15 protein-coding genes are annotated in these 19,337 nt (G+C 46.3%); 6 read left to right on the top strand and 9 right to left on the bottom strand.

The window, feature by feature from the left end; translation table 11 throughout:
• Nucleotides 1-10: 10 nt before the first annotated feature.
• Nucleotides 11-2,836, bottom strand: a complete 2,826-nt coding sequence (locus FHS17_RS09300) for a GxGYxYP domain-containing protein (protein ID WP_167278097.1) — start codon at nt 2,834-2,836, stop codon at nt 11-13.
• 287 nt (nt 2,837-3,123) lie between these two features.
• Nucleotides 3,124-4,494 carry an FAD-dependent oxidoreductase gene (locus tag FHS17_RS09295; protein WP_167278096.1) on the bottom strand — a complete coding sequence of 457 codons (1,371 nt, stop codon included), beginning with the start codon at nt 4,492-4,494 and terminating at the stop codon, nt 3,124-3,126.
• A 121-nt stretch (nt 4,495-4,615) separates the two neighbouring features.
• Between FHS17_RS09295 and FHS17_RS09290 the strand changes: the two genes are divergently transcribed.
• Nucleotides 4,616-5,659 (top strand): LacI family DNA-binding transcriptional regulator, encoded by a 1,044-nt coding sequence (locus FHS17_RS09290; RefSeq protein WP_167278095.1) that lies wholly within the window; start codon nt 4,616-4,618, stop codon nt 5,657-5,659.
• A gap of 54 nt (nt 5,660-5,713) precedes the next feature.
• Here the strand turns inward: FHS17_RS09290 and FHS17_RS09285 are convergent, their stop codons facing one another.
• Nucleotides 5,714-7,540, bottom strand: coding sequence for a beta-L-arabinofuranosidase domain-containing protein (locus FHS17_RS09285; protein WP_167278094.1), 1,827 nt, complete (start codon nt 7,538-7,540; stop codon nt 5,714-5,716).
• Nucleotides 7,541-7,720: 180 nt separating this feature from the next.
• Here FHS17_RS09285 and FHS17_RS09280 point away from each other — a divergent pair, with 180 nt between their 5' ends.
• Complete coding sequence (locus FHS17_RS09280) at nt 7,721-8,605, top strand: helix-turn-helix domain-containing protein (protein WP_341805808.1); 885 nt, start codon at nt 7,721-7,723, stop codon at nt 8,603-8,605.
• A gap of 224 nt (nt 8,606-8,829) precedes the next feature.
• On the opposite strand, the gene FHS17_RS09275 is transcribed toward FHS17_RS09280, so the two are convergent.
• From FHS17_RS09275 to FHS17_RS09250, 6 genes are all read right to left on the bottom strand, one after another.
• Nucleotides 8,830-9,546 (bottom strand): 3-ketoacyl-ACP reductase, encoded by a 717-nt coding sequence (locus tag FHS17_RS09275; RefSeq protein ID WP_167278092.1) that lies wholly within the window; start codon nt 9,544-9,546, stop codon nt 8,830-8,832.
• 155 nt (nt 9,547-9,701) lie between these two features.
• On the bottom strand, nt 9,702-10,247 hold the full coding sequence (locus FHS17_RS09270) for a HupE/UreJ family protein (RefSeq protein ID WP_341805807.1): 546 nt from the start codon (nt 10,245-10,247) through the stop codon (nt 9,702-9,704).
• Between the two features lies 1 nt (nt 10,248).
• Nucleotides 10,249-11,118: a tetratricopeptide repeat protein gene (locus FHS17_RS09265; protein WP_167278091.1), complete on the bottom strand. Its 870-nt coding sequence runs from the start codon at nt 11,116-11,118 to the stop codon at nt 10,249-10,251.
• A gap of 122 nt (nt 11,119-11,240) precedes the next feature.
• Nucleotides 11,241-11,543 (bottom strand): hypothetical protein, encoded by a 303-nt coding sequence (locus FHS17_RS09260; RefSeq protein ID WP_167278090.1) that lies wholly within the window; start codon nt 11,541-11,543, stop codon nt 11,241-11,243.
• A gap of 20 nt (nt 11,544-11,563) precedes the next feature.
• Nucleotides 11,564-12,715, bottom strand: a complete 1,152-nt coding sequence (locus tag FHS17_RS09255; RefSeq protein ID WP_167278089.1) for a HupE/UreJ family protein — start codon at nt 12,713-12,715, stop codon at nt 11,564-11,566.
• 257 nt (nt 12,716-12,972) lie between these two features.
• Nucleotides 12,973-16,050: an S-layer homology domain-containing protein gene (locus tag FHS17_RS09250; RefSeq protein ID WP_243865279.1), complete on the bottom strand. Its 3,078-nt coding sequence runs from the start codon at nt 16,048-16,050 to the stop codon at nt 12,973-12,975.
• A gap of 389 nt (nt 16,051-16,439) precedes the next feature.
• Between FHS17_RS09250 and FHS17_RS09245 the strand changes: the two genes are divergently transcribed.
• The 4 genes from FHS17_RS09245 to FHS17_RS09230 are packed head-to-tail and all read left to right on the top strand — an operon-like array spanning nt 16,440 to nt 19,244.
• On the top strand, nt 16,440-17,003 hold the full coding sequence (locus tag FHS17_RS09245) for a hypothetical protein (protein ID WP_167278087.1): 564 nt from the start codon (nt 16,440-16,442) through the stop codon (nt 17,001-17,003).
• A 36-nt stretch (nt 17,004-17,039) separates the two neighbouring features.
• On the top strand, nt 17,040-17,432 hold the full coding sequence (locus FHS17_RS09240) for a hypothetical protein (RefSeq protein WP_167278086.1): 393 nt from the start codon (nt 17,040-17,042) through the stop codon (nt 17,430-17,432).
• 4 nt (nt 17,433-17,436) lie between these two features.
• Nucleotides 17,437-18,861 (top strand): hypothetical protein, encoded by a 1,425-nt coding sequence (locus tag FHS17_RS09235; RefSeq protein ID WP_167278085.1) that lies wholly within the window; start codon nt 17,437-17,439, stop codon nt 18,859-18,861.
• On the top strand, nt 18,861-19,244 hold the full coding sequence (locus FHS17_RS09230) for a hypothetical protein (protein WP_167278084.1): 384 nt from the start codon (nt 18,861-18,863) through the stop codon (nt 19,242-19,244). Before FHS17_RS09235 ends, FHS17_RS09230 begins: the two co-directional genes overlap by 1 nt.
• The last annotated feature ends 93 nt before the right edge of the window (nt 19,245-19,337 follow it).

Here is a 19,337-nt window from a genome sequence, read left to right as displayed (position 1 = left end):
TTTGATTCACCTAGTTAACCGTTACGTTATCCACCGTTAACGTCGCCTTATCCGCATACCATACTCTAAACTCAAGATTCTTGTTTTGAGTATGGTCAAAGGACAAGCTGAAATCTTGGTATTGGTTCACTGATGCGAACTGCTTCCTTGTAATCTTCTCCTGTTTCACAACGGATTTAGAAGCTGGATCCCAAACATCAATAACGGCCACTACGTCTTTGTCGGATGTGTTGTTATCGATCTTCATTCGATAAGTAATCATATGCTTCCCAATCGAAATATTCGCATCATTAGGACTGATCAGCATATACCCTGTACCATCAAGCGATGGCGCTGCCTGCCAGCCGTCCCCGCTCGCATGTCCCTGTTCATGTCCCACGATAGAACCTTCGGCCTCATACTTGCCAACCCTTTTTGTTACCGTCACATTATCAATACTAATTGTTGCTTTATCCAGGTAATCAGCCTTGAACTCCAGGCTGCTTCCGGAAGGATTGTTAAAGGACAAGCTGAAGTTCTGATACGTATTATTTGCTTTGAACTGGTTGCGGTACACATCAACCGAAGCAAGGGTCTTATTAGACACATGATCCCGAACAGAAAGCGTAACAACATTATCGTTAATACCTGTATTGGAATCAATCTTCATCTTGAAGGTGACCGTATTGCTGCCAGCCGGAATGGTATTGTCTAAATTGCCGGACAGCATGCTGCCAGCAGCGTTATCGCTTACGTTTGCCGACCAGTCGCTGCCGCTCGCGGCACCTGTTTCATGCGAGAAAGCCGTTTCCGCTTCATATTGCTGTACGACTGTAGACGGATCGATAGGAAGTTGGTTATTTTCGCGCATTAATTGGAAATAAGTATCCGGTCTAACAAACACGATATCGCTGTTGCTGCTGAAGTTATTGACCGCATTTTCGATCATTTGATAGTTAACATCCCACGGATTAGATTGAATGCTCACAAAACGAGGAGCAGCTCCATCCCAGCCAGCAATCGCGTGATTAATTTCGGAAATAATCGTAGCCTCGGAATAACAATACGTTGCGCTTAATCCCTGCGTTGGCAGCGAGTTGCCGTAGACTTTAATTGGGCTGCCTGCGTTTTGACCCGTTAAGCCTAATAAAGACGGCGCATATTGCGCAAAGCTTTCACCTACGTTTGGATTAATGCCGCCGGTAATGGTATTCCAGATCGTAGCGACCTTTAAGCCTGCACGATCCATATAATCATTCGATATAGAAACAAATTTATCTAGATAGGCTTGATTCGCCCATGCATTCGGATAAGTATAACCAAACCCGGAAGGCCCCGCAATAAGCGCATCATTAGGCGTAGCGGTCTCATACAAATAGTTCAACACGCCAGGCATCGCATCAAGCATAGCCGGCGACACTGTCCAGCCAAGCGGTACTGTTCCGCGGTTAGGCGAGTCCCAAATTTTCTTGAAGCGGTGTTCCATATACTGCAGGTTATCGCCATCGCTCAAGATGAGCGAGACGTAAATTTTGTTCTGAAGCGGCGGTTTATCCGGCACCGGCTTTACATTAACCTCCCTGGAAGCACCTCCGAATACCGTCAAGTTGGAGGACCAGTCGCTCGCAATCGTAGAGATACCATATTCGGAAGCGGCTTGAACGCCGATCGCCTCATCCGGCCACCAGCCCATGTATACACCGTTGCCAGCAGGCATATCCGAGAAGAAGCTTTGCAGCAGGGTTTTCTCTGCCGGGACAGACGGATTAAGCCAGATGACTGCCGCGCCGGTTGCCGTAGCATAATCGCGAAGAGCGCCTTTGATTCCAGGACTCAAACCAATAATGAGGTTATGAGAGAGCGAGGACCAATAATGATCATGCAAATATTGATACACTTCAAGCTTCGTGCTGAAATCCCCGCGCAAATCATCCAGAATCGGCAGATTGTACGGCGCGGAAGTCAGTTTGCTGACCAGACTTGGCGGTGCAACTATTGCGCCGGATTGGGCAGCAATTGTTGTAGCCAGGTTGACCGTATCCTGTAAGGCATCGTCATAAACGACAATACCGTTAATCTCGCTGGCATATTTGGTAAGCAGCGACCAGTTGTCCGCCACATCCACATGTCCCATTCCCAGGTCATTCAGCCATTTATCTTTGCCGTCTTCGTTTCTGACGTTATCATCATACGTGTAGATTCTTGGCTGCGTTTTGTTAACGAGCCCTTTGAGTGTAGTAAATAAAACATTTTCATCCGATTTGCCTTGCTGAATAGAGCCAACAGCGTCTATTTTGGTGTATGCCCGTCCGTACCAGTAGACTCTGAATTCTAACTCATGACCGGTGGTCGGATTATTGTAATCAAGCGTAAATCGTTCGTAAGAACCCACCTTCGTCCATTGCTTCCGGGTAATGTCGCGGCTTGCCAATACCTCCCCCGTTGTATTGTCTCGGACATCAACCGTAACAATGAGATCATTGTTAGCCGTATTATTGTCGGTGGTCAAATCAAAATACGCCTGATTTGCTCCTGCTGGGATATCCTTAGCATAAGGCCCGGTCACCATGTACTTATTTGAAGCATCGATCGATGTTTGCGCCAACCAGCCGTTACCTTCTAAACGTCCGGTTTCATGTGCGACCTGTTTTCCTTCGGCATCATAGCGATACTCTGCCACCAAATTCATAACGTCAAGCGTAGAAGCAGGCTCCGAGAATGAAGGCAGGATTTGCTCTGCCGGCCAGCTTACTCCGGCACCGGATGCCTCTGCTTTAGGAAGCCCTGCGAATGGTGAGGAAGCAGCAATAACAACTGCCGCAAGCAATGCTGCACCCATTTTCTTATTCCATTTCATTTTAAATCTCCTTTTCTCTTATCATTTAAACAAGCACCCACATATCATGGCAAATGAGCATAAAGATGTAAGCGTTTATTTCATTGAAGATTATATCGTTCATATTATATATATTCAATATATCTAATTTACTAATTTTTCCTCTTCTTTTCGACATGGCAGATGCATGTTTGAAATTAGAAAAGGCGCCGCTATTAGCACATGTCATTCATTTAAACAATGACATTGCTATAACGACGCCTTTTGTGTTTGTTCCCTCTTATAATCTCTCACTTATTGGCTTGCCTTTATTTGCTTGCATTCATTTCCCCGTACAGCGTATTGATCTCTTCGCCTAACCAAGCCCCATGACGGACAAGCCTCTGCTGCAGAGCGGCAATATCAATGCCGCGCGTTTCACGCGAGCCTTGCTCGGCTAGGATCGCAGCAGCCGTTCCCGCAGCTTCACCCATTGCAAAGCAATTTGGCATTACCCGGGTAGAGCCTTGGGTTGCTCTGTCGGTCGAGATGGCTCTTCCGGCTACGATCACATTCTGAATTCCAATCGGAAGCAGCGACCGGTACGGGATGCCGTGTGACTCTCCAGGCGGAAGATGTACCATAGTCATCCTGCTCGCTGCATTAGCCATATGAATATCAATAAAATAAGCATTGCGTGCGATATCGTCGGGGAAGGAACGACACTTCAAAAAATCATCCGCCGTAATGACATAATCGCCGACAATTCGGCGGGTTTCACGTATGCCAACCTGTTCTCCTGTTAAAGAGAGGTAAGCGTTCTCAAATCCAGGGATCGTCTCCTTCAGCCACTCCGTAATATGCGCAACCAGTGCACGTCCTTCAATCGCTCCTCGGGTCAAATCATCCGTATTCGAGCCATCGATGCCAAAGACATGACCAAAGTTAAAGCCAGCCGTATGATCGTTAAGCCATGAGATTCCTGCCCAATCACGAGCAACCTTTAATCTCCCTTCACTTTTGGCTTTATTGATCGCATGCTTCAAGTCCCTTCCGTGAATATCCGTACTAGAGAGAAATTTTTGCCGATCCAGATTGTTTAATACGAAGCACATCGTACCCGGCTGCAGCTCGCCATCATTTCCACCCTTCTTGAGTTGACCTCCGGCAAGATACGTCAGATCTGCATCACTCGTAGCGTCAATAAAAAGGCTGGCCTTCACAGCCTGAGTCCCTGTCTTATTGTGAATGATTGCCGCTTCGATGACACCATCCTGCTCAAGCACATTTCCAACGAACGTATGATAGAGAACCTTCACGCCAGCCTCTGCTATCTTCTCGTCCAGTAGTCTCTTTAATACCTCGGCATCGATCGGTACCCAATCGAGCTTCTCCTGCCATTCCTCCTGGAACGTTCTCTCCATGGCGCTCTTCATATCATTCAGAATCTCCAGCCCGATGCCGCGAATGACCGGCTTGATATGATCGGTATAAGGACAAAATGCGGGAACCTGCGAGACAGTCGCCATGCCGCCCAGATAACCTCTTTGTTCAATTAGGAGCACAGATGCGCCATTTCTTGCTGCAGCAAGCGCTGCTCCTATGCCTGCCGGACCACCACCGGCTACCATAACATCAACTTCCGCACAGACCGGAATTTCTTTCTCAGGCACTCGAATCGTTAAACCTGTATTGCTCATTTAAGACCACCTCCAATGGATTTGCCTTCATTGTATCGTTTATGAAGCTTTATTTTTAGTTTCATTTTTATTGCATTTTTCCTATAATGAAAGCTATTGAAAGTTAGTTGAGGTGGGTCTCATGCCGAATAAAAAAAAAATTACCTTACAAACCATCGCTAATCAATTGGGGTTGACGGTTCATACGGTGTCCAAAGCTTTACGAGGTTTACCGGGGATGTCAGAGCTGACCCGCAAAGAAGTCATTGAATTGGCTTTGCAGCTGGGATACAGGACGAAGAGTCAAGAGCAAGGTATGGCAGTGGAGCATATCCCCATCTATACTTCGAAATCGCGGAGATTCACCTTTATTGTACCGAATACAGGCATGGTCTATATTCACCAGTCCCTCTATGAAGGAATCCAGTCAAGGCTTGCGGAATTCGGGCACAAACTCGAGATGCTGTTCGCACCATGCGATACGGCTTCCGATGAAGAGTTTAAAGAATGGGCGGACAAGCACAGTTTACATTTTACTGACGGCCTGTTCCTAACCCCGATGATCACGGCAAGGATTGAGGAGAAGCTGCTCCGTCTTCCGCTTCCAAAAGTATTGCTTAATTATCCTCCTCCGGCGGCACAGGTTGACAGCGTCATGTGGGACGTCTCTTCCGCTGTCCATCAATCCGTACAATACCTTCTAAGCAGAGGGCACCGGAGAATCCTATACATCGGCGACATTCGCATGCACCGCGGTTTTCGATTACGATGGCAGGCTTTTCAGGAAGCGATGGCAACGGCCGGTTTAACGGCGGAAGAAGAACATCACTTGACTGACACCGGCTCACCAGACACCTATACCCTGATGTTAACGAGTATTCTAGAGCGAAATAAGCCTACAGCGATTATCGCCGGTATCGATCATGATCTGAGCTGGGTGTATTACGGATGCAGCCTGCTTGGACGAAAAATCCCAGCAGATTATTCGATCGTCGGCTTGGAGCACTCCCCTAATACGCATATTCCGGATTTATCCCGTCCTATCCTGCCAATTAAAGAAGTAGGCTTACGGGGAGCGGATCGTATGTTATGGAGACTGGCCAATCCCAATCTTCCCTTTGAACATATCCGGCTTCAAGGTAGCTTTTGTGAAGGTGGAACGGTATTAACTATACCTGTTGAATGAGAAATACATGGAAATTGGCAGTAACGAACCCCTGTGAGTTCATTACTGCCGATGTCATCCTATTGCCGTTGGTTGAGCATAGGCCGAACTGCCGTCCTTTGCGCATGAAAAACTGCTTTGCGGATATCCTTTCCCCTTCCAATCCAAATAGACTGTGTATTCTTCTTCCTCCACTCGATACAACGGGATGAATTTCACTTGGCTGCCTCGATCATCACCAACGACAAATTCCAACTCTTTCGTAGGAAGCTTAATGAGTTTCTCGAGGAGAATACGCTCGACTATGCCCTCCGGTAGACAATGCCGCCCAACCTGAGCGAGCAAAATATTACCGTACATGACCGCCGAAACGCCTTCGGAGCCTTGAAGAGGAACCAGATACAAGTCGACATTGATATCAATATCAATGATATCGCAATCCTTAAAAATACGATCAATGACGATATATCCGTTGTCTTCCATTAAATCGATAGGTACGGAATTGATTTTCACAGCTTTAATGGCTTTTTTCTTCAGTAATAGTCTTAATCCTGTAGGACTGGCAACTTTGAAGTCGAGCCTTGTTGTCGGTCTGTCGGGGAATTCACTTGTTTGTGAGATGATCACATTCTTCTCTCTCCAAGTAACTGTTGAAGAAATAAAAGCATTAAGAATGATTGTACCTTCGCTTTTAAACCAGATGTTTTTCTGAAGTTCGCTCATCGCTTCGATTCCGGAAGCGGTGCAGCACCAGAAAGAATCATAGGGCTCACTGAATTTCTTAACCACACAGCTGCCCATAGGTTGATGGTACTGAGAGAGTCCTGTTTTCGAGCTCGCGCTATTCAAAATGGCGTTATACTTCAGCGTCTCCAGATGATCCAGATATTCAATCGCTCCAGACCAACCAAGCAATCGCTCCAGAATCCTCTCCGTATTGTGAGCACAACAGCTTTCGCTTTCTCCGCCAGTTAACGCATCCCCTAGCTTACCGTGGCCTCCCCAATGCTCCGACTTCTCAGAAACACCGCCTTTAATATACGCTGTAGCCTTTGAGCTATTATTACCGTTGGCAAAGGTCCTTCCCTGTAAAAACGGATAGAAATTCAAGGCCATTTCCTTATATTTCGCCTCTCCACTGATCGAATACCGGTGCATAGCGGCAATAACCATGGGAAGGTGTGTGTTGGCGTGCAGATTTTCAAGCACGTCGTGTCCAGCACCAAGCTGATCGACAAAATAGGCCCTGTCAAACCTGCTCGCCAGCTCAAACAGTCGAGAATCCCCCGTCAACTCATACAAGGTGTAGACCGTATCGCCAATACCCCCGAACTCGTTCACTGGATTCACCTTCGTGCATCGGAGGATCCCGTCGATTTTCCAGTAGGAAAGCTTTTCGAATCGATGGTGAATATAAAGGGCTAGATTTAAGGCAAGAGTCAACGACTTGGAGCTGCCCAAATAGAGATAACCATCAACCAGACCTTGCATAATTTTGTGCAGAGTATAATAAGGAGCCCATACATTTCGATTTTCTTCGAATTCCAATATATCCAGTTTTCCCTCTTCGAACGCGCTTAGATAACCGTTTGGTTGTGCGCATAATTCCATAATATCGATTATCTCAAATGCTTTATTCGCCAACAGTTTGTCCCCATCAGCGTTGGCGAATTTCGCACAAGTTGAAAGAAAATGGCCTGCAAAATGCCCTCTCAGTCCGCACTCGATGTCTTCCCAGCCACCCAAGGGCTCGGCGTTCGACGGAATACCTGCATTGATCTTAAAGGTATGCATGAGGCGATCCACGTCAAATTCGGATATATAATTTTTCACGAGTTCTCTGCGGCGAGCAAACACTTTGTCAGTCAGCTTGACTTCATTCAAGTTAAAGTTTTCAAACACATCTGGCCACCCCTTTTCTTTCGTTATCTTTCGTCACTGATGTAAGCAATATCTCTATTTTAAAGCGGATACTCCGCTTTTTGAATTCACTCACTTTGGATTGCATATATTATTTTTGGTTTTTTAAACTTATGGACATATCCAATATAGACAGCTTACAATTAGCCATATCACTTAAAAATGAAGGGAATTTCGACTGTGCAGACAGTAATGTTACGCTTTGATCAAATTCTAAAAATACAAGAATTTGGATTTCACACGACAAACAGTCTGTACACACATCCGAGTCGAAATCTTGACTGGGATGTCTTTCTCTACATCGCTGAAGGCCAAATGGAAGTATGGGAAGACGACATTGAGTATGTCATCAAAAAAGGGCAATTCCTGTTTTTGAAAAGCGGACTTTCTCACTGGGGAGAGCCAAAAACTCCTGCAGGCACATCCTGGTATTGGATTCATTTTACCGGTCATTCGAATATAGAAGCCTTGCATGAATTGAATATCAATCTGTACGCCTCCCCTGCCGTCTCGGATTCGCAAGAAGGTTATCAGAAGTTTATCACTCTGCCCAAATATGGAACGCTATCTCAGCCTAAAATTATGGAAAATAGACTGGATGCTCTCGTTCAATTATTCCATTCGAGCGACCCCTTTCGGACAATCGCCCTAAGCTTGCAATCAATGGAGATGTATGTGAATCTATACAAAGATTCTATGCAAGAACACCAGCCAACCAAATCCGACCGTACGGTACTGCGGATAATCGATTACCTTGAGCATAAGAACAACTATGAATTAGATTCAAAGGAGCTTGCGGCTAGTCTTGATATGAATTACAGCTACTTATGCGAAATCTTCAAACTGAAAACCGGAAACACGATTCAACAGTACAACGCCCGTCTATTCATGAATAAAGCTATCGAACTGATGAAGGACTCACATCGCAATGTATCGGAAATCAGCGAACTGCTTGGGTTTAAAAACCCCTTTTATTTCAGTAGGGTATTTAGCAAGATTATGGGTTGTTCTCCATCGGAATACATGAGCAGGATTTATAGAAAATAAAGAAGTGAACTAAGTTAAGCAAATGTCGCTCCTCCACCACAAAACTACTAAGATTAGTGCAACTGGCGGACTTGCACAGCTTGAACGAGACGTTATCCTACACGCGAGATTCAATCATTGTTCCCGAATGTTCAAGACAATAATGTAAGAATAAAAAAATGACCGTGCGTTTTCCTCGCAAGGTCATTTTTAAATTGCACTTTCTGTTCACTTTTAGAGAACGATTACGGGTTCGTCGACCAAAGTCCGGCATGCTTCAATACAACTCGAGGATGAAGTTTCAACTGCATTACGATTAAGTCCGCCAAGTCTTCCGGCTGCATGACCTTCTCAGGGTTGCCGTCCGTCAGCTTGAGTTCCAATGCCATATCGGTTGCGACCGTGCTCGGAGTCAACGTGGTTACTCGAATGTTTTTCTTTCGAACCTCAAGCATTAAGGACTCGCTTAACCCGATAACAGCGGCTTTGGATGCGGTATACGCGCTCGTGAGGGGAGCCCCTCTTTGACCAGCCGTGGACGCAATATTAATAATATCGCCCGCGTTGCGCTCCATCATTTCCGGCAATACCGCGCGGGTAGTGTAATACACACCTTTAACGTTGACGTCGATAATATTCGTCCACTCTTCGGGCGTTAACTCCATAAAGCCGCCAAATTTGCTAATTCCGGCATTGTTGACGAGAATGTCAATAGCACCCAGTTCCCCCCGAATGGATTCGACCGCTGCTGTAATGGAAGCAAGATCCGCCACGTCGGCTGTTGAAATGGCTACCTTCACGTCATACGGCTTGATTTCTTCCGCTACCTTCTGCAAGTTTTCAAGCGAACGTCCCACAAGACCGACGTGAATGCCCTCTTGAGCAAGCGCAATGGCTGTTGCACGCCCGATACCGCGTCCCGCTCCAGTAATTAATGCTACTTTCCCTACTACTGATTGCATAATTTTCCACTCCTTTAATCTCGCTATGTATAGCATGATACAACAATGTTTTAGCGCAAACAAGAATTAGACTAGAATCGATATTCGACTTTGAATGAAATAACGGATACTACTAGACCACCAATAACAACGCCAGCCGAAAGGCTGTCGTTTGGTTAAAGTATTCTTTCGGTTAACCACAAGCCACCTAATAAAAAAGCTATTGCTGAACATACATTGACTACTCTCAATGAATATCTCCATTTCTGAATCAAGAGAAGAAGCGGCAACAAGATGGCAAGGATTCCTAGCTGAGCCACCTCTATTCCTAAATTGAAACTAAATATATTAAAAGCTAAATAGTTTTTTGCCAGATGCATTCCTTTTAATAAATCGGCAAACCCCATTCCGTGAATTAAACCAAATACAAAAGTAATCATCCAACGATTCTTTACATCTTTTTTGAAAATATTCTCAATAGCAACATAGCAAATACTAAGAGCAATCGCTGGTTCGACAATAATTGATGGGACATCAATAATGTCAAGTACCGTTAAGGTCAAGGTTAAGCAGTGCGCGATTGTAAATGCCGTAATAACCGCCGCATATTGTTTAATCGTTTGCCTTGCAATTAACAGAGAAAAGATAAATAACAAATGATCGTAACCGGTTAATATATGTTCCATGCCTAGTCTTAAAAACGAAGTGAAAGCCGAAATCACCTTATGAGCCCCCCTGATGAGCTAGTAGTTTTATTCTGGAGAAGACAAAACTAGTAACGGCATTGATAAGTAAAACCGCAATGACAGAACCCCACATTAGCCATAGGGATAGCGTTGTCAGTGGATCTGCATAAATTTCTATTAACGCGTTAATACTTGTCTGCCTTCCACTGTAAATCGTCACGTAATAAGCCATAAACGAAGCGGCCGCCATATGCAAGCCACTCATGCTAACATAAGCTACTCGGCCTGATTTCAAGAAGAACGGGGCGAACAGTCTTGTAAGGATCATAAAAAAGACAGATAAGCCAAATAGCCAGCAGAAAAACCGAATGTGCGTTTCCGGTTCTCGCGTCATGATCAAGGTGAAAATAGGACCAAGCGTAATGAGGGCAAGCAGCTGCAACGGCCTGGCAAGCTGCCTTGCATAGCTGCATAAATGAAAATGCCGCCAAAATCGAAGCGAAAATAACGATACAACCACCAAGAAAGCATACACAAGAGTACCAATAAATCCATACAGCATGTTCCGCTGCTTAATAATCCCGCTTTTTTTTAACGCGTTATTAAAGTCTTCCCCCGGGACATTCAGCGCAATTGCCTGATCCACAGCCCGAATGGCCTTGCCGAAACGATGCTGCTTAACGAGAATGTCGGCATACAACTGCAAGGCTGAGGCCCTGTCCTCACTTGATATGACGCCCTTGCCGAAGCTATCCATGTATTGCTCCACATGCTCTCTCGCCTCTTGGTAGCCGGCCGTTTCATAATACTTGTTAGCCAAGTAGAGCTGCAGGTCGGGCGCAATCTCTGAGTCCTTATGCTGCGAAAGTATGGTTTCCACTTCCTCCAATTTTGCTTGCATGGTCATATGATTTTCTTCCAACTGAATGCGACTAAAACGTTGCAAGATCGGCCAATCGGAACGTCTTTCATTGAGATAGGCTATTCTGTCCTGAAATTCATCCGAAAAAACACCTTGGGGGAAGTGGTTCAGATACGCTGTATAAAAAACAACGCCTTCTCAAAATCAAATAAGTAATCGTCGTAAATATGGGTTAATTGCTTGTACACCATTTCATTATTCAAATCCGGTTCCCTAGCGAGCAGCTCTTCCAGCGTCATCGCCGCCTGCTCATAGTCCTTGGCAGCAAAAAATTGGTTTGCTTTATTGCTGTATTCCTTTACGAGTTCATCGGAGCTGCCTTGAGCCATGCTGGTGCCGGACATCGTAATGAAGGCTATAATCGTCATCACCATTGAAGCAAGTACGTAATGCGCTCTTTTCTTATTCATGAAGTTCTCTCTTCCTGTGCTTAGAATGGTACAAGATGCAAATTGAACATCCGATCAACGAACCAAAGGAAACCCATAATAAAAATGGCTGCGGAAGATACAGCGGTTATTTTTCTAAGAGAGAACTTTTTCTTTATCACATAGAGAAGAGGAAGCGTGATTAATAGAATCATCAGTTGTCCAATTTCTACGCCGACATTAAACGAAACGACAGATCGAACAAGATTCGATTTATCCGCGACATATTCCTGAAGAACGCTGGCAAAACCGAAGCCATGCACCAATCCGAACATAAAAGTGACCAGCCATCGATAATTGATCTGCTTTAGGAACAGGTTTTCCACCGCGATATAACAGATGGATAGAGCAATGACGCTTTCCACAAACTTCGCGTTTAGATTGACAATATGCAAGGCAGCCAGCAGTAAAGTAATACTGTGCGCCACGGTAAATGCCGTAATAATTTTCAAGGCCTCTTTGGCGGACAGTCCGATCACAATCAAAGCAAGCAAAAATGCGATATGATCATACCCGGTTAAGATATGCTTGATTCCAAGCATGAAATAGGTAGAGATCTCAGATAAAAATGCGGCGGATTTGTCGGAGAATTCCCATACGGTATGGTTGGAATCGAATATATACTGCAAATCCGGCTGGGTCTTATCGAAGACCCCCTGAACCGAATCGTCATCCGCATCGGTATAATAGATATAGCTAATATTCACATGCATACCTTTGGTTTCTTCATTTAATAGATGGTACTTAATTTTTACATTGTTATTTGTCCAATCAAAATGGACATCATTGATTCTCAGCCAAATAACCCAAAATGTTCCTTCTCTCTTTAAATGGTCCACCTTTATCGGATATTCTCGGTCATTGATGGAAACAGACAGCCTCTCATCGATATAAGGTTGAAGAATGTCGTTGGTTATAACGCCAAGCTGGTCATCGTTCAGATTCTCAAGGTCATATCCAAGCTCCTTAATCCCCTTCAATTGTTGGAATATAGCGGGGTCGAGCTCTATCGTGGACAAGATTCGATCCTTGCCAAAGGCCCATTTTGATGCTCCAAGGTACATGTCGTGAGCAAAAACGGGAGCACCTCCGACAAGTAATAAGGCGATTCCCAGGATCAATGCCGCTAGTTTTCTGAATCCTTTAGTAAACATCACGATGCACTCATTTCTTCATTATGTTAGGATGCGGCCCATAACCACTTGCCAATAGGCAATTCAGGCTAAAACCAATATCTTTGTACCTACTTATTAATACTATTAAATATATGTGTGCCGAACGTTAATTTCATATTAAGGTCTCGTAAATTCTAAGGCAGCAAATTCAAAACATACAATGGCGGCGAAAGGATAGACACCCTAACGCCGCCATTTAGATTAATTATGCTTCTGGTTTAATTATTCAGGCTGCCTTACTTCTGCAGCAGCAGATAGAGACGATAGATCATTTGCGCGGTTTCCGCCCGTGTTGCCTGACCGGTCGGATTGAGCGCCGAAGCGTTGCCCTGTACGATGCCTGCTTCCACCATATCGGCAGCCGCATCGAGCGCGTAAGGCGCAATCTTCGACTTGTCCTTGAAGCCGTTAAGCTCTGCCGACGTACCGTTTAATGTCAGCTTGCCGGTCACTTCCATCGCGCGGCTCATGAGAACCATCATATCCTGACGCGAGATGTATTCGCGCGGATTGAACTCGTTGTCTCCTGTTCCGTTCGCGATGCCGAGTGCCTTAACGACACCAAGCGCATGATAATAATAGTCGCTCGATTTCACGTCGCTGAAGTTGGACGTCACGTCAGCCTTCAAGTCCAGCATGCGGACGAGCATTTCCATGAAATCGGCTCGCGTAATTTGCTTGCCCGGGGCGAAGGTTGTGGACGTCGTGCCGTTAATAATGCCTTTATCGGCAAGCACTGCAATTGCGTCTTTCGCCCATTCGTAATGCGAGTCGACGTCTTTGAACGGGTTAGCCGGAATGACAGGCGTTCCGCCGTTGCCCGGAGTACCGCTTCCGTTACCTGGTGTACCACCATTGCCCGGTGTTCCTCCGTTACCTGGTGTACCACCGTTGCCCGGTGTTCCGCCGTTGCCTGGTGTGCCTCCGTCACCCGGAGTTGTCGTATCCGCATTTGTATAAACAACATACAGATGCGCTACTTGATCCGCGTTACTGCCTGCGCCTTCAAAAGACTCAGCGGTTCTTGTACCTTTACCGGTGAGAAGGAATGTCATGGCATTCCCTTCCTTCCAGTCATCCATATTTACGATTTGCTGAACCAAGGATGCCAAGTTAGGAGTTTGTTGATTTGGACCGGATTCATGCTCCACTGTCCACTGCGGGATATCCTTCCAGCTTACAAAATTGTCCGACTTCACACGCGATGAAATATTGCCTGGTTTATCCGAAAGCGAATTGGCAACTGCCTCCGCATAAATGTTCACGTCAAACGGATCGCTGTTTTTACCTGGCTCGTCAACGGAAAACTGAACATAGGCATCAGTAATCTTTGCCCCTTTAGGAAGATTCAGGCCGGCAAAACGAAGTCCGATCTGTTGCACGCTGTCTTCCACTACAATTTCCAAGTCGGAACTATCCATATCGAGCGAACCGTCTGCACGTTCTTCCATATCGTCATATGGGCTTTTGATTGGCGATACGAGCAAATGGGAATCACCATTCGGCAACGAACCGACAAGGATGGATACCTTATTACTATTAACGGTTTTTCCTTGCACGGTTACTTCCGCCTCAATCGATACGGACATAGCGCGAAGAGGTTTATTTTTCACCGTAACAATGCCGTCAGCAGAGATAGCTACGATATCATCGGCGCTGGAAGTGTATTTGACCTCGGCCGAAGAAAGATCCATGGCCGCTCCCAAATTGTCCTTCGCCGTTAAGCTCAGCTTAGCTGAAGAATTCGCGTCGCCAGTCAACGTATCATGATCCGATGCTAGCGTTACTTCAGCCAGCCCGTCCGGATTTTTGACATTGATCGTTACCGTATTGGATTTCACAATCTCGCCTGCGTTATAGATCTCAGCCCAAACCTGAACCGATTCATTAAAAACAGGTTTCTTCTTAACGGTCACTGTTCCGTCTGAAGTAATGGAAACCAAATCCGGTTTATCCGTTTTGTAGCTCAGATTGACATTTGACAGATCCACATTGGCATCCTTACTGTCAACAGCCGTCAAACCAAGCTTAACGCTGCTTTCAGAAACGTCCGTTTGCAGCGTATCTTTATCCGCGGCAAGAGTTGCCTTGGCAATATCCAGCGCTGCCTGCGGTGTGTTGTGAACCGTGATCGTCTCGATTTCCGTACCATCAATCCGTTTGGAGGTCACTTTCATGGTATCCCCTTGAACATCGAACAAGGTCAAGAAGTAAGACTTATCGGCCTTGACGATATTCGGCCAGCTTGGGTCTACATCGTACGATGGAGCGCCGCCGCCGCCGGAAGTAAGGTACTCAATCCCATCAACCTCAGCTCGGGCATAGTTATGATTGTGTCCGTTAAGATACAACGGCACCCCGAACTTCTTCAGGAGAGGGTGAATGTATTTTTGGACATCGGTATTGTTCTCGTGCGTACCGGCACCCCAGGCAGGCTGATGGCCCATTACGATTTTCCATGGCTTGTCCGTAGTGGCAAGATCGTTTTCAAGCCAGTTATACTGCGCCGAGCCTTCCTTAAAGTCCGCATATTCGTCGATTACCGAAACATGGACCGGACCATAATCGAAGGACCAGTAGAAGTCATTCACATATGGATACGGGTAGTACTTCTCATAAACGGAGCCAACGCCCTCATGATTGCCCCTTGCCCCCATCATTGGCACCTCTGTTTGGAGAGCGTGCATCTGCGGGTAGCCGGATTCAGGTACAAAATATTGAGCGGTCCAGTTGCTTTCGGAGTCGCTTGAAGCAATATCTCCGCTGTTCAGGAGAATCGATTGATAGGCTGGGTCTTCGGCATAAGCCTTCCGAGCCAGGTCGGCTACCTGATCCTGATAAGCCGGTTGGGTACGGCTGTCGCCGTAAGAGAGAAACTTCACGGAAGTAGCGTCATCCGCGGGAGCGGCGACGAATGAGCCTGCTTGACCTTCCACCTCATAGTAATACTTCGTACCAGGCTGCAGCCCGGTGATTGTGTACTTGTGCTGGTTGTCCGTACCATAGGTTTCGACGGACTGTTCCCCTAATGAATAAGAGGTATCCGTCCCCCACTTGATCGTATTCGATTGATTATCGCTTGTCTGCCACATGACGCTCATCGAGCTGTTCTGTCCTTCAAACAGCAAATAAGGTCCCTTGATAATCGTGCTGTCAGCCGACACGTTGTAAGCACCTATAGTAAACACAACCGTACATACAAATAGAGCCAATGTTAAACCTTTCCACTTGGCTTTTAACTTAACCTTCACTTTGTCATCCCCTTCTCTGTCATTAGCAGTCAGAACGATGGAACCCTGCTCGGTTTCTTCCATGCTCAATCCAAAACCAATATCATCTTCCTCCTTACCCCGCTGACTTCCGACACACCACCAAATCTGTTGTAATGCTCACTCTCCCTGTGTAACACGAAAGGATTGCGGAATTCACAGATAATCCTGTTGTCCAACTGCCAAAATCATTATACTAGTAAAGTATTGTTTTTAAATTTAAGATAATGTAAATTTTCAAGAAACCCAATTTTAACCATTTAATTCATCAAGCCTGCAATAAAAACATAGCAATGACAAAAATAACGCTACATATAACTCTCCGATCCATGACTCTACATTTACAATTTCGTAATCTATCATTAACATTCCTCTGATAATACTTTTCTACAATAATCGACATCACATCCCAAGAGAAAAGAGATGGACAGCCGATGAAATCAATGTTCACTGCAAGAGATTTGGCGGTTACGCAAGCGAGCGTAGCCGCACTGCTTTTTTTATCGATCCCTATGTTTAATGTCATCGGGCTCAGCAATCATAAGCTGGAAGCCGTCCTGCACGGATTAGGCGCAACCGTCACCGTGATCATGAGCTGCCAAGCGCTTCACCTGACCTACCCCATGCTGCGGGGCAAGAAAGGGGCCGCGGCCAATCTGGAATGGGTGCTCTGGCTCACTAGCCTATTGGTTCTGGTAACCATCGCGCTTGGCAATTGGCTTTACATTCCTTACCGCGGACCGGACGGTCCCCAGCAGTGGCTGATGTACCATAGCCCCGAGGTGCATTTAATCGTGATGGAATACAAGGAATTCGTCTCGTTGTACCCGCTTCCCTTGGGAATCGCGGCGGCCTTTTTATTGCGCCGGTTCCGGCATAATCTAGAGGCAGGCTCGACGCTATCCGGAATCATCGCTTTGCTGGTCACGCTATTCTGGATTTGTTTATTAATCGGATTTGCGTGCGGAATCGGCATGACCAAACTGAAAATGGTGTGATTTCAATATAGTCGTTAGGCGATAGGAGAGAAAAATGTGAAAGAATCAAATCAACGAAAAACAGGCGAAGTCGCCGCCATTCTGATGTCCGTATGGCTTGGCATCGTGGCGACAACGGTCACTCATTTATGGAGTTATTACAATCCGCTGCAGGCTAATCCTATTTTGCTGAAGATGGGTTCCTGGATCCCCTCTTGGTGGGCCATCGGTCCCTACACCGGAAAAGAAACGGCGGGGCTCGTCGTTTGGCTCTGCACTTGGGCGATACTCCATTGGACGCTCGGACGAAAAGAAGTCAATCTGAAGCCGTGGACAATCGGATTTACGATTGCTTTTATTGCCAATCTGATCATTCTCTGGCCTGCAGTCTACCACACTATATTGTGGTGGCCAGCCCTGCCGAACACATTACCGGGAGGAGAGGGTTAGGCTTATGGCGTCCTTATATAAATTCAAGCTTTCATTATCGATTCTCGTGCTGATTGGGATTCTGTTTTGCTCGTTCTATTGGACAAGGGTACCCATGGAGGGTTCCAAGTCAGCCGCCGCGGCCGCGGCATCGTTTCGGTTTGGCTATTTCAGCCAGCAGGAAGGAGAAATCGGGGATTGGGTCAAGCAATTCCGGGACGTTTCGTATTTTGCCGCATCCAACAAATTGCTGCAGCAGCATCCGGAAGAGCAGTCGTTCCGGCTTTACCCTATCTATGACGGTTCCGCAACGGAAAAGAGCTTTAACCAGTCTTACCCTCATGTACCCACCGAAGCTCTTTCGGGCTATGGGAAATCGGTCTACTCGATTACGCAAGGAACCGCAAGACTCTTCTTCCTCAATGCCGATCGGCTGCAAGCTGCCGGAGACGGACAATTGGAATGGATCCGCAAGACGATTAATGGAAATAAGCAAACGTTTGCCCTCGCTTGGCTAAGCGAAGATCCGAAGCTTCCCGAGGTTTGGACCGCGCTCAGACAAGCCGGAATAAGCGCGGTATTCATCCGCAATTCCGTGTACGTGCTTGATTTGGGGGTTTCACAAGAGCCGTCCAAATATCAATCTACCGGATATGAGCACTGGAAAATATGGGACTTGTCCGAGCTTGATGAAAAGCCATTAATTACTATACTGGAGGCGCACGGTAACGCGCTGACCATGATGGCCGAAAAGGAACCAGGGAAGGTCCTGGATCAATTGGAGCTTAATGCGGATAACCTTGCTTCGTGGGACTTGACCACATTGCGGGAAAAACAAGACATCTCCCTCGTGGGCATTCAATCCTTATGGCAATATCATCTGGGTGACGATTCTATTCAATCGACTATACCGGAAGGGGTGGACCCGGTGGGGGAAGGTCCGATTATCGAAACCTCCCACACGGAGCCGGTTCCCCTGCCGTCATCCGATTGGCGTAGTCCGGAATACGATGATTCCGGCTGGAAGACCGGCAGATCTCCTTTAGGGTATACGTCCAGTAAAGAGCTGCAGAGTTATATTCAGACCAAATTGGAGTCCGGCTCGTCTCCAACCTATTATTTCCGCAGGATGTTTGACTTGAATGGCGATCCGAAGAAGTTGACCGGCTTATTTTTGCATATCGCCTACGAGGACGGTTACGTAGTTTATTTGAACGGCCAGGAAGTCTCGAGAGACGCCATTATATCGGGGGTTTTAACCGACTCCTCGCTCGCGTTCCCGAACGAATTCACCTCCTATCGAAGAGTCGATCTAAAGGCCCATTTGAACAAGCTTGTCGAGGGAACGAATGTCATTGCAGTTGAAGTGCACCGCGGCCACCCCGGAGCGCCTAATTTATTGTTTGACCTCGGCCTGTCTGTCGAATCCATTGGGGAGGTGTCCAGATAATGCGGACCGTTCTGTACAGTTCTATCAGAAAGTCAACAAAGAGTAACGTTGCATTATGCTTGGCAATTGTTTCTCTTGTCTTGTTAATGACTGGATGCGTCTCTGCTCCAAAAAGCTCGATTCCGCTTGCCGACATCTCCCTAACGAATAACCATCTGATTGTCCAAAACGAAACCGGATTTGTATGGCATGATGCAAAAATTACGATTGACCACAAATACACCTATGTAGCAGCGATGATGACTTCAGGCAAATCCAGCGTGCCGTTAGCGAAATTTATTGACGATCAAGGCAATAGTTACAAGCGTGGACGGTGGAGTATGCGAAATCTGACAATTGATGTTACCGACACGTTGGGTGTTAAAAGACATCTTAGTTGGTAAAATTAGAATTAATAGGTCCGGAGCGCTTGGGGCTACCGCAGCATGTATGAATCTCCCTCGGCACACCAGAGGAGAATAATACGTCTTCAACAA

It is taken from the genome of Paenibacillus lupini (assembly GCF_011761355.1).
In the GTDB taxonomy this organism is placed as follows: Bacteria; Bacillota; Bacilli; order Paenibacillales; family Paenibacillaceae; genus Pristimantibacillus; species Pristimantibacillus lupini.
Note: the sequence above shows the minus strand (reverse complement) of the source record. Positions and strands in the feature narration are given on the sequence as shown.

What these genes read in the sequence shown, in the direction of transcription:
- FHS17_RS09235 (WP_167278085.1), top strand. Translation starts at nt 17,437, where the DNA reads ATGGCGTCCTTATATAAATTCAAGCTTTCATTATCGATTCTCGTGCTG.
- FHS17_RS09265 (WP_167278091.1), bottom strand. Translation starts at nt 11,118, where the DNA reads ATGACCATGCAAGCAAAATTGGAGGAAGTGGAAACCATACTTTCGCAG.
- FHS17_RS09230 (WP_167278084.1), top strand. Translation starts at nt 18,861, where the DNA reads ATGCGGACCGTTCTGTACAGTTCTATCAGAAAGTCAACAAAGAGTAAC.
- FHS17_RS09290 (WP_167278095.1), top strand. Translation starts at nt 4,616, where the DNA reads ATGCCGAATAAAAAAAAAATTACCTTACAAACCATCGCTAATCAATTG.
- FHS17_RS09245 (WP_167278087.1), top strand. Translation starts at nt 16,440, where the DNA reads ATGAAATCAATGTTCACTGCAAGAGATTTGGCGGTTACGCAAGCGAGC.
- FHS17_RS09280 (WP_341805808.1), top strand. Translation starts at nt 7,721, where the DNA reads ATGAAGGGAATTTCGACTGTGCAGACAGTAATGTTACGCTTTGATCAA.
- FHS17_RS09300 (WP_167278097.1), bottom strand. Translation starts at nt 2,836, where the DNA reads ATGAAATGGAATAAGAAAATGGGTGCAGCATTGCTTGCGGCAGTTGTT.
- FHS17_RS09260 (WP_167278090.1), bottom strand. Translation starts at nt 11,543, where the DNA reads ATGAATAAGAAAAGAGCGCATTACGTACTTGCTTCAATGGTGATGACG.
- FHS17_RS09295 (WP_167278096.1), bottom strand. Translation starts at nt 4,494, where the DNA reads ATGAGCAATACAGGTTTAACGATTCGAGTGCCTGAGAAAGAAATTCCG.
- FHS17_RS09255 (WP_167278089.1), bottom strand. Translation starts at nt 12,715, where the DNA reads ATGTTTACTAAAGGATTCAGAAAACTAGCGGCATTGATCCTGGGAATC.
- FHS17_RS09275 (WP_167278092.1), bottom strand. Translation starts at nt 9,546, where the DNA reads ATGCAATCAGTAGTAGGGAAAGTAGCATTAATTACTGGAGCGGGACGC.
- FHS17_RS09250 (WP_243865279.1), bottom strand. Translation starts at nt 16,050, where the DNA reads ATGGAAGAAACCGAGCAGGGTTCCATCGTTCTGACTGCTAATGACAGA.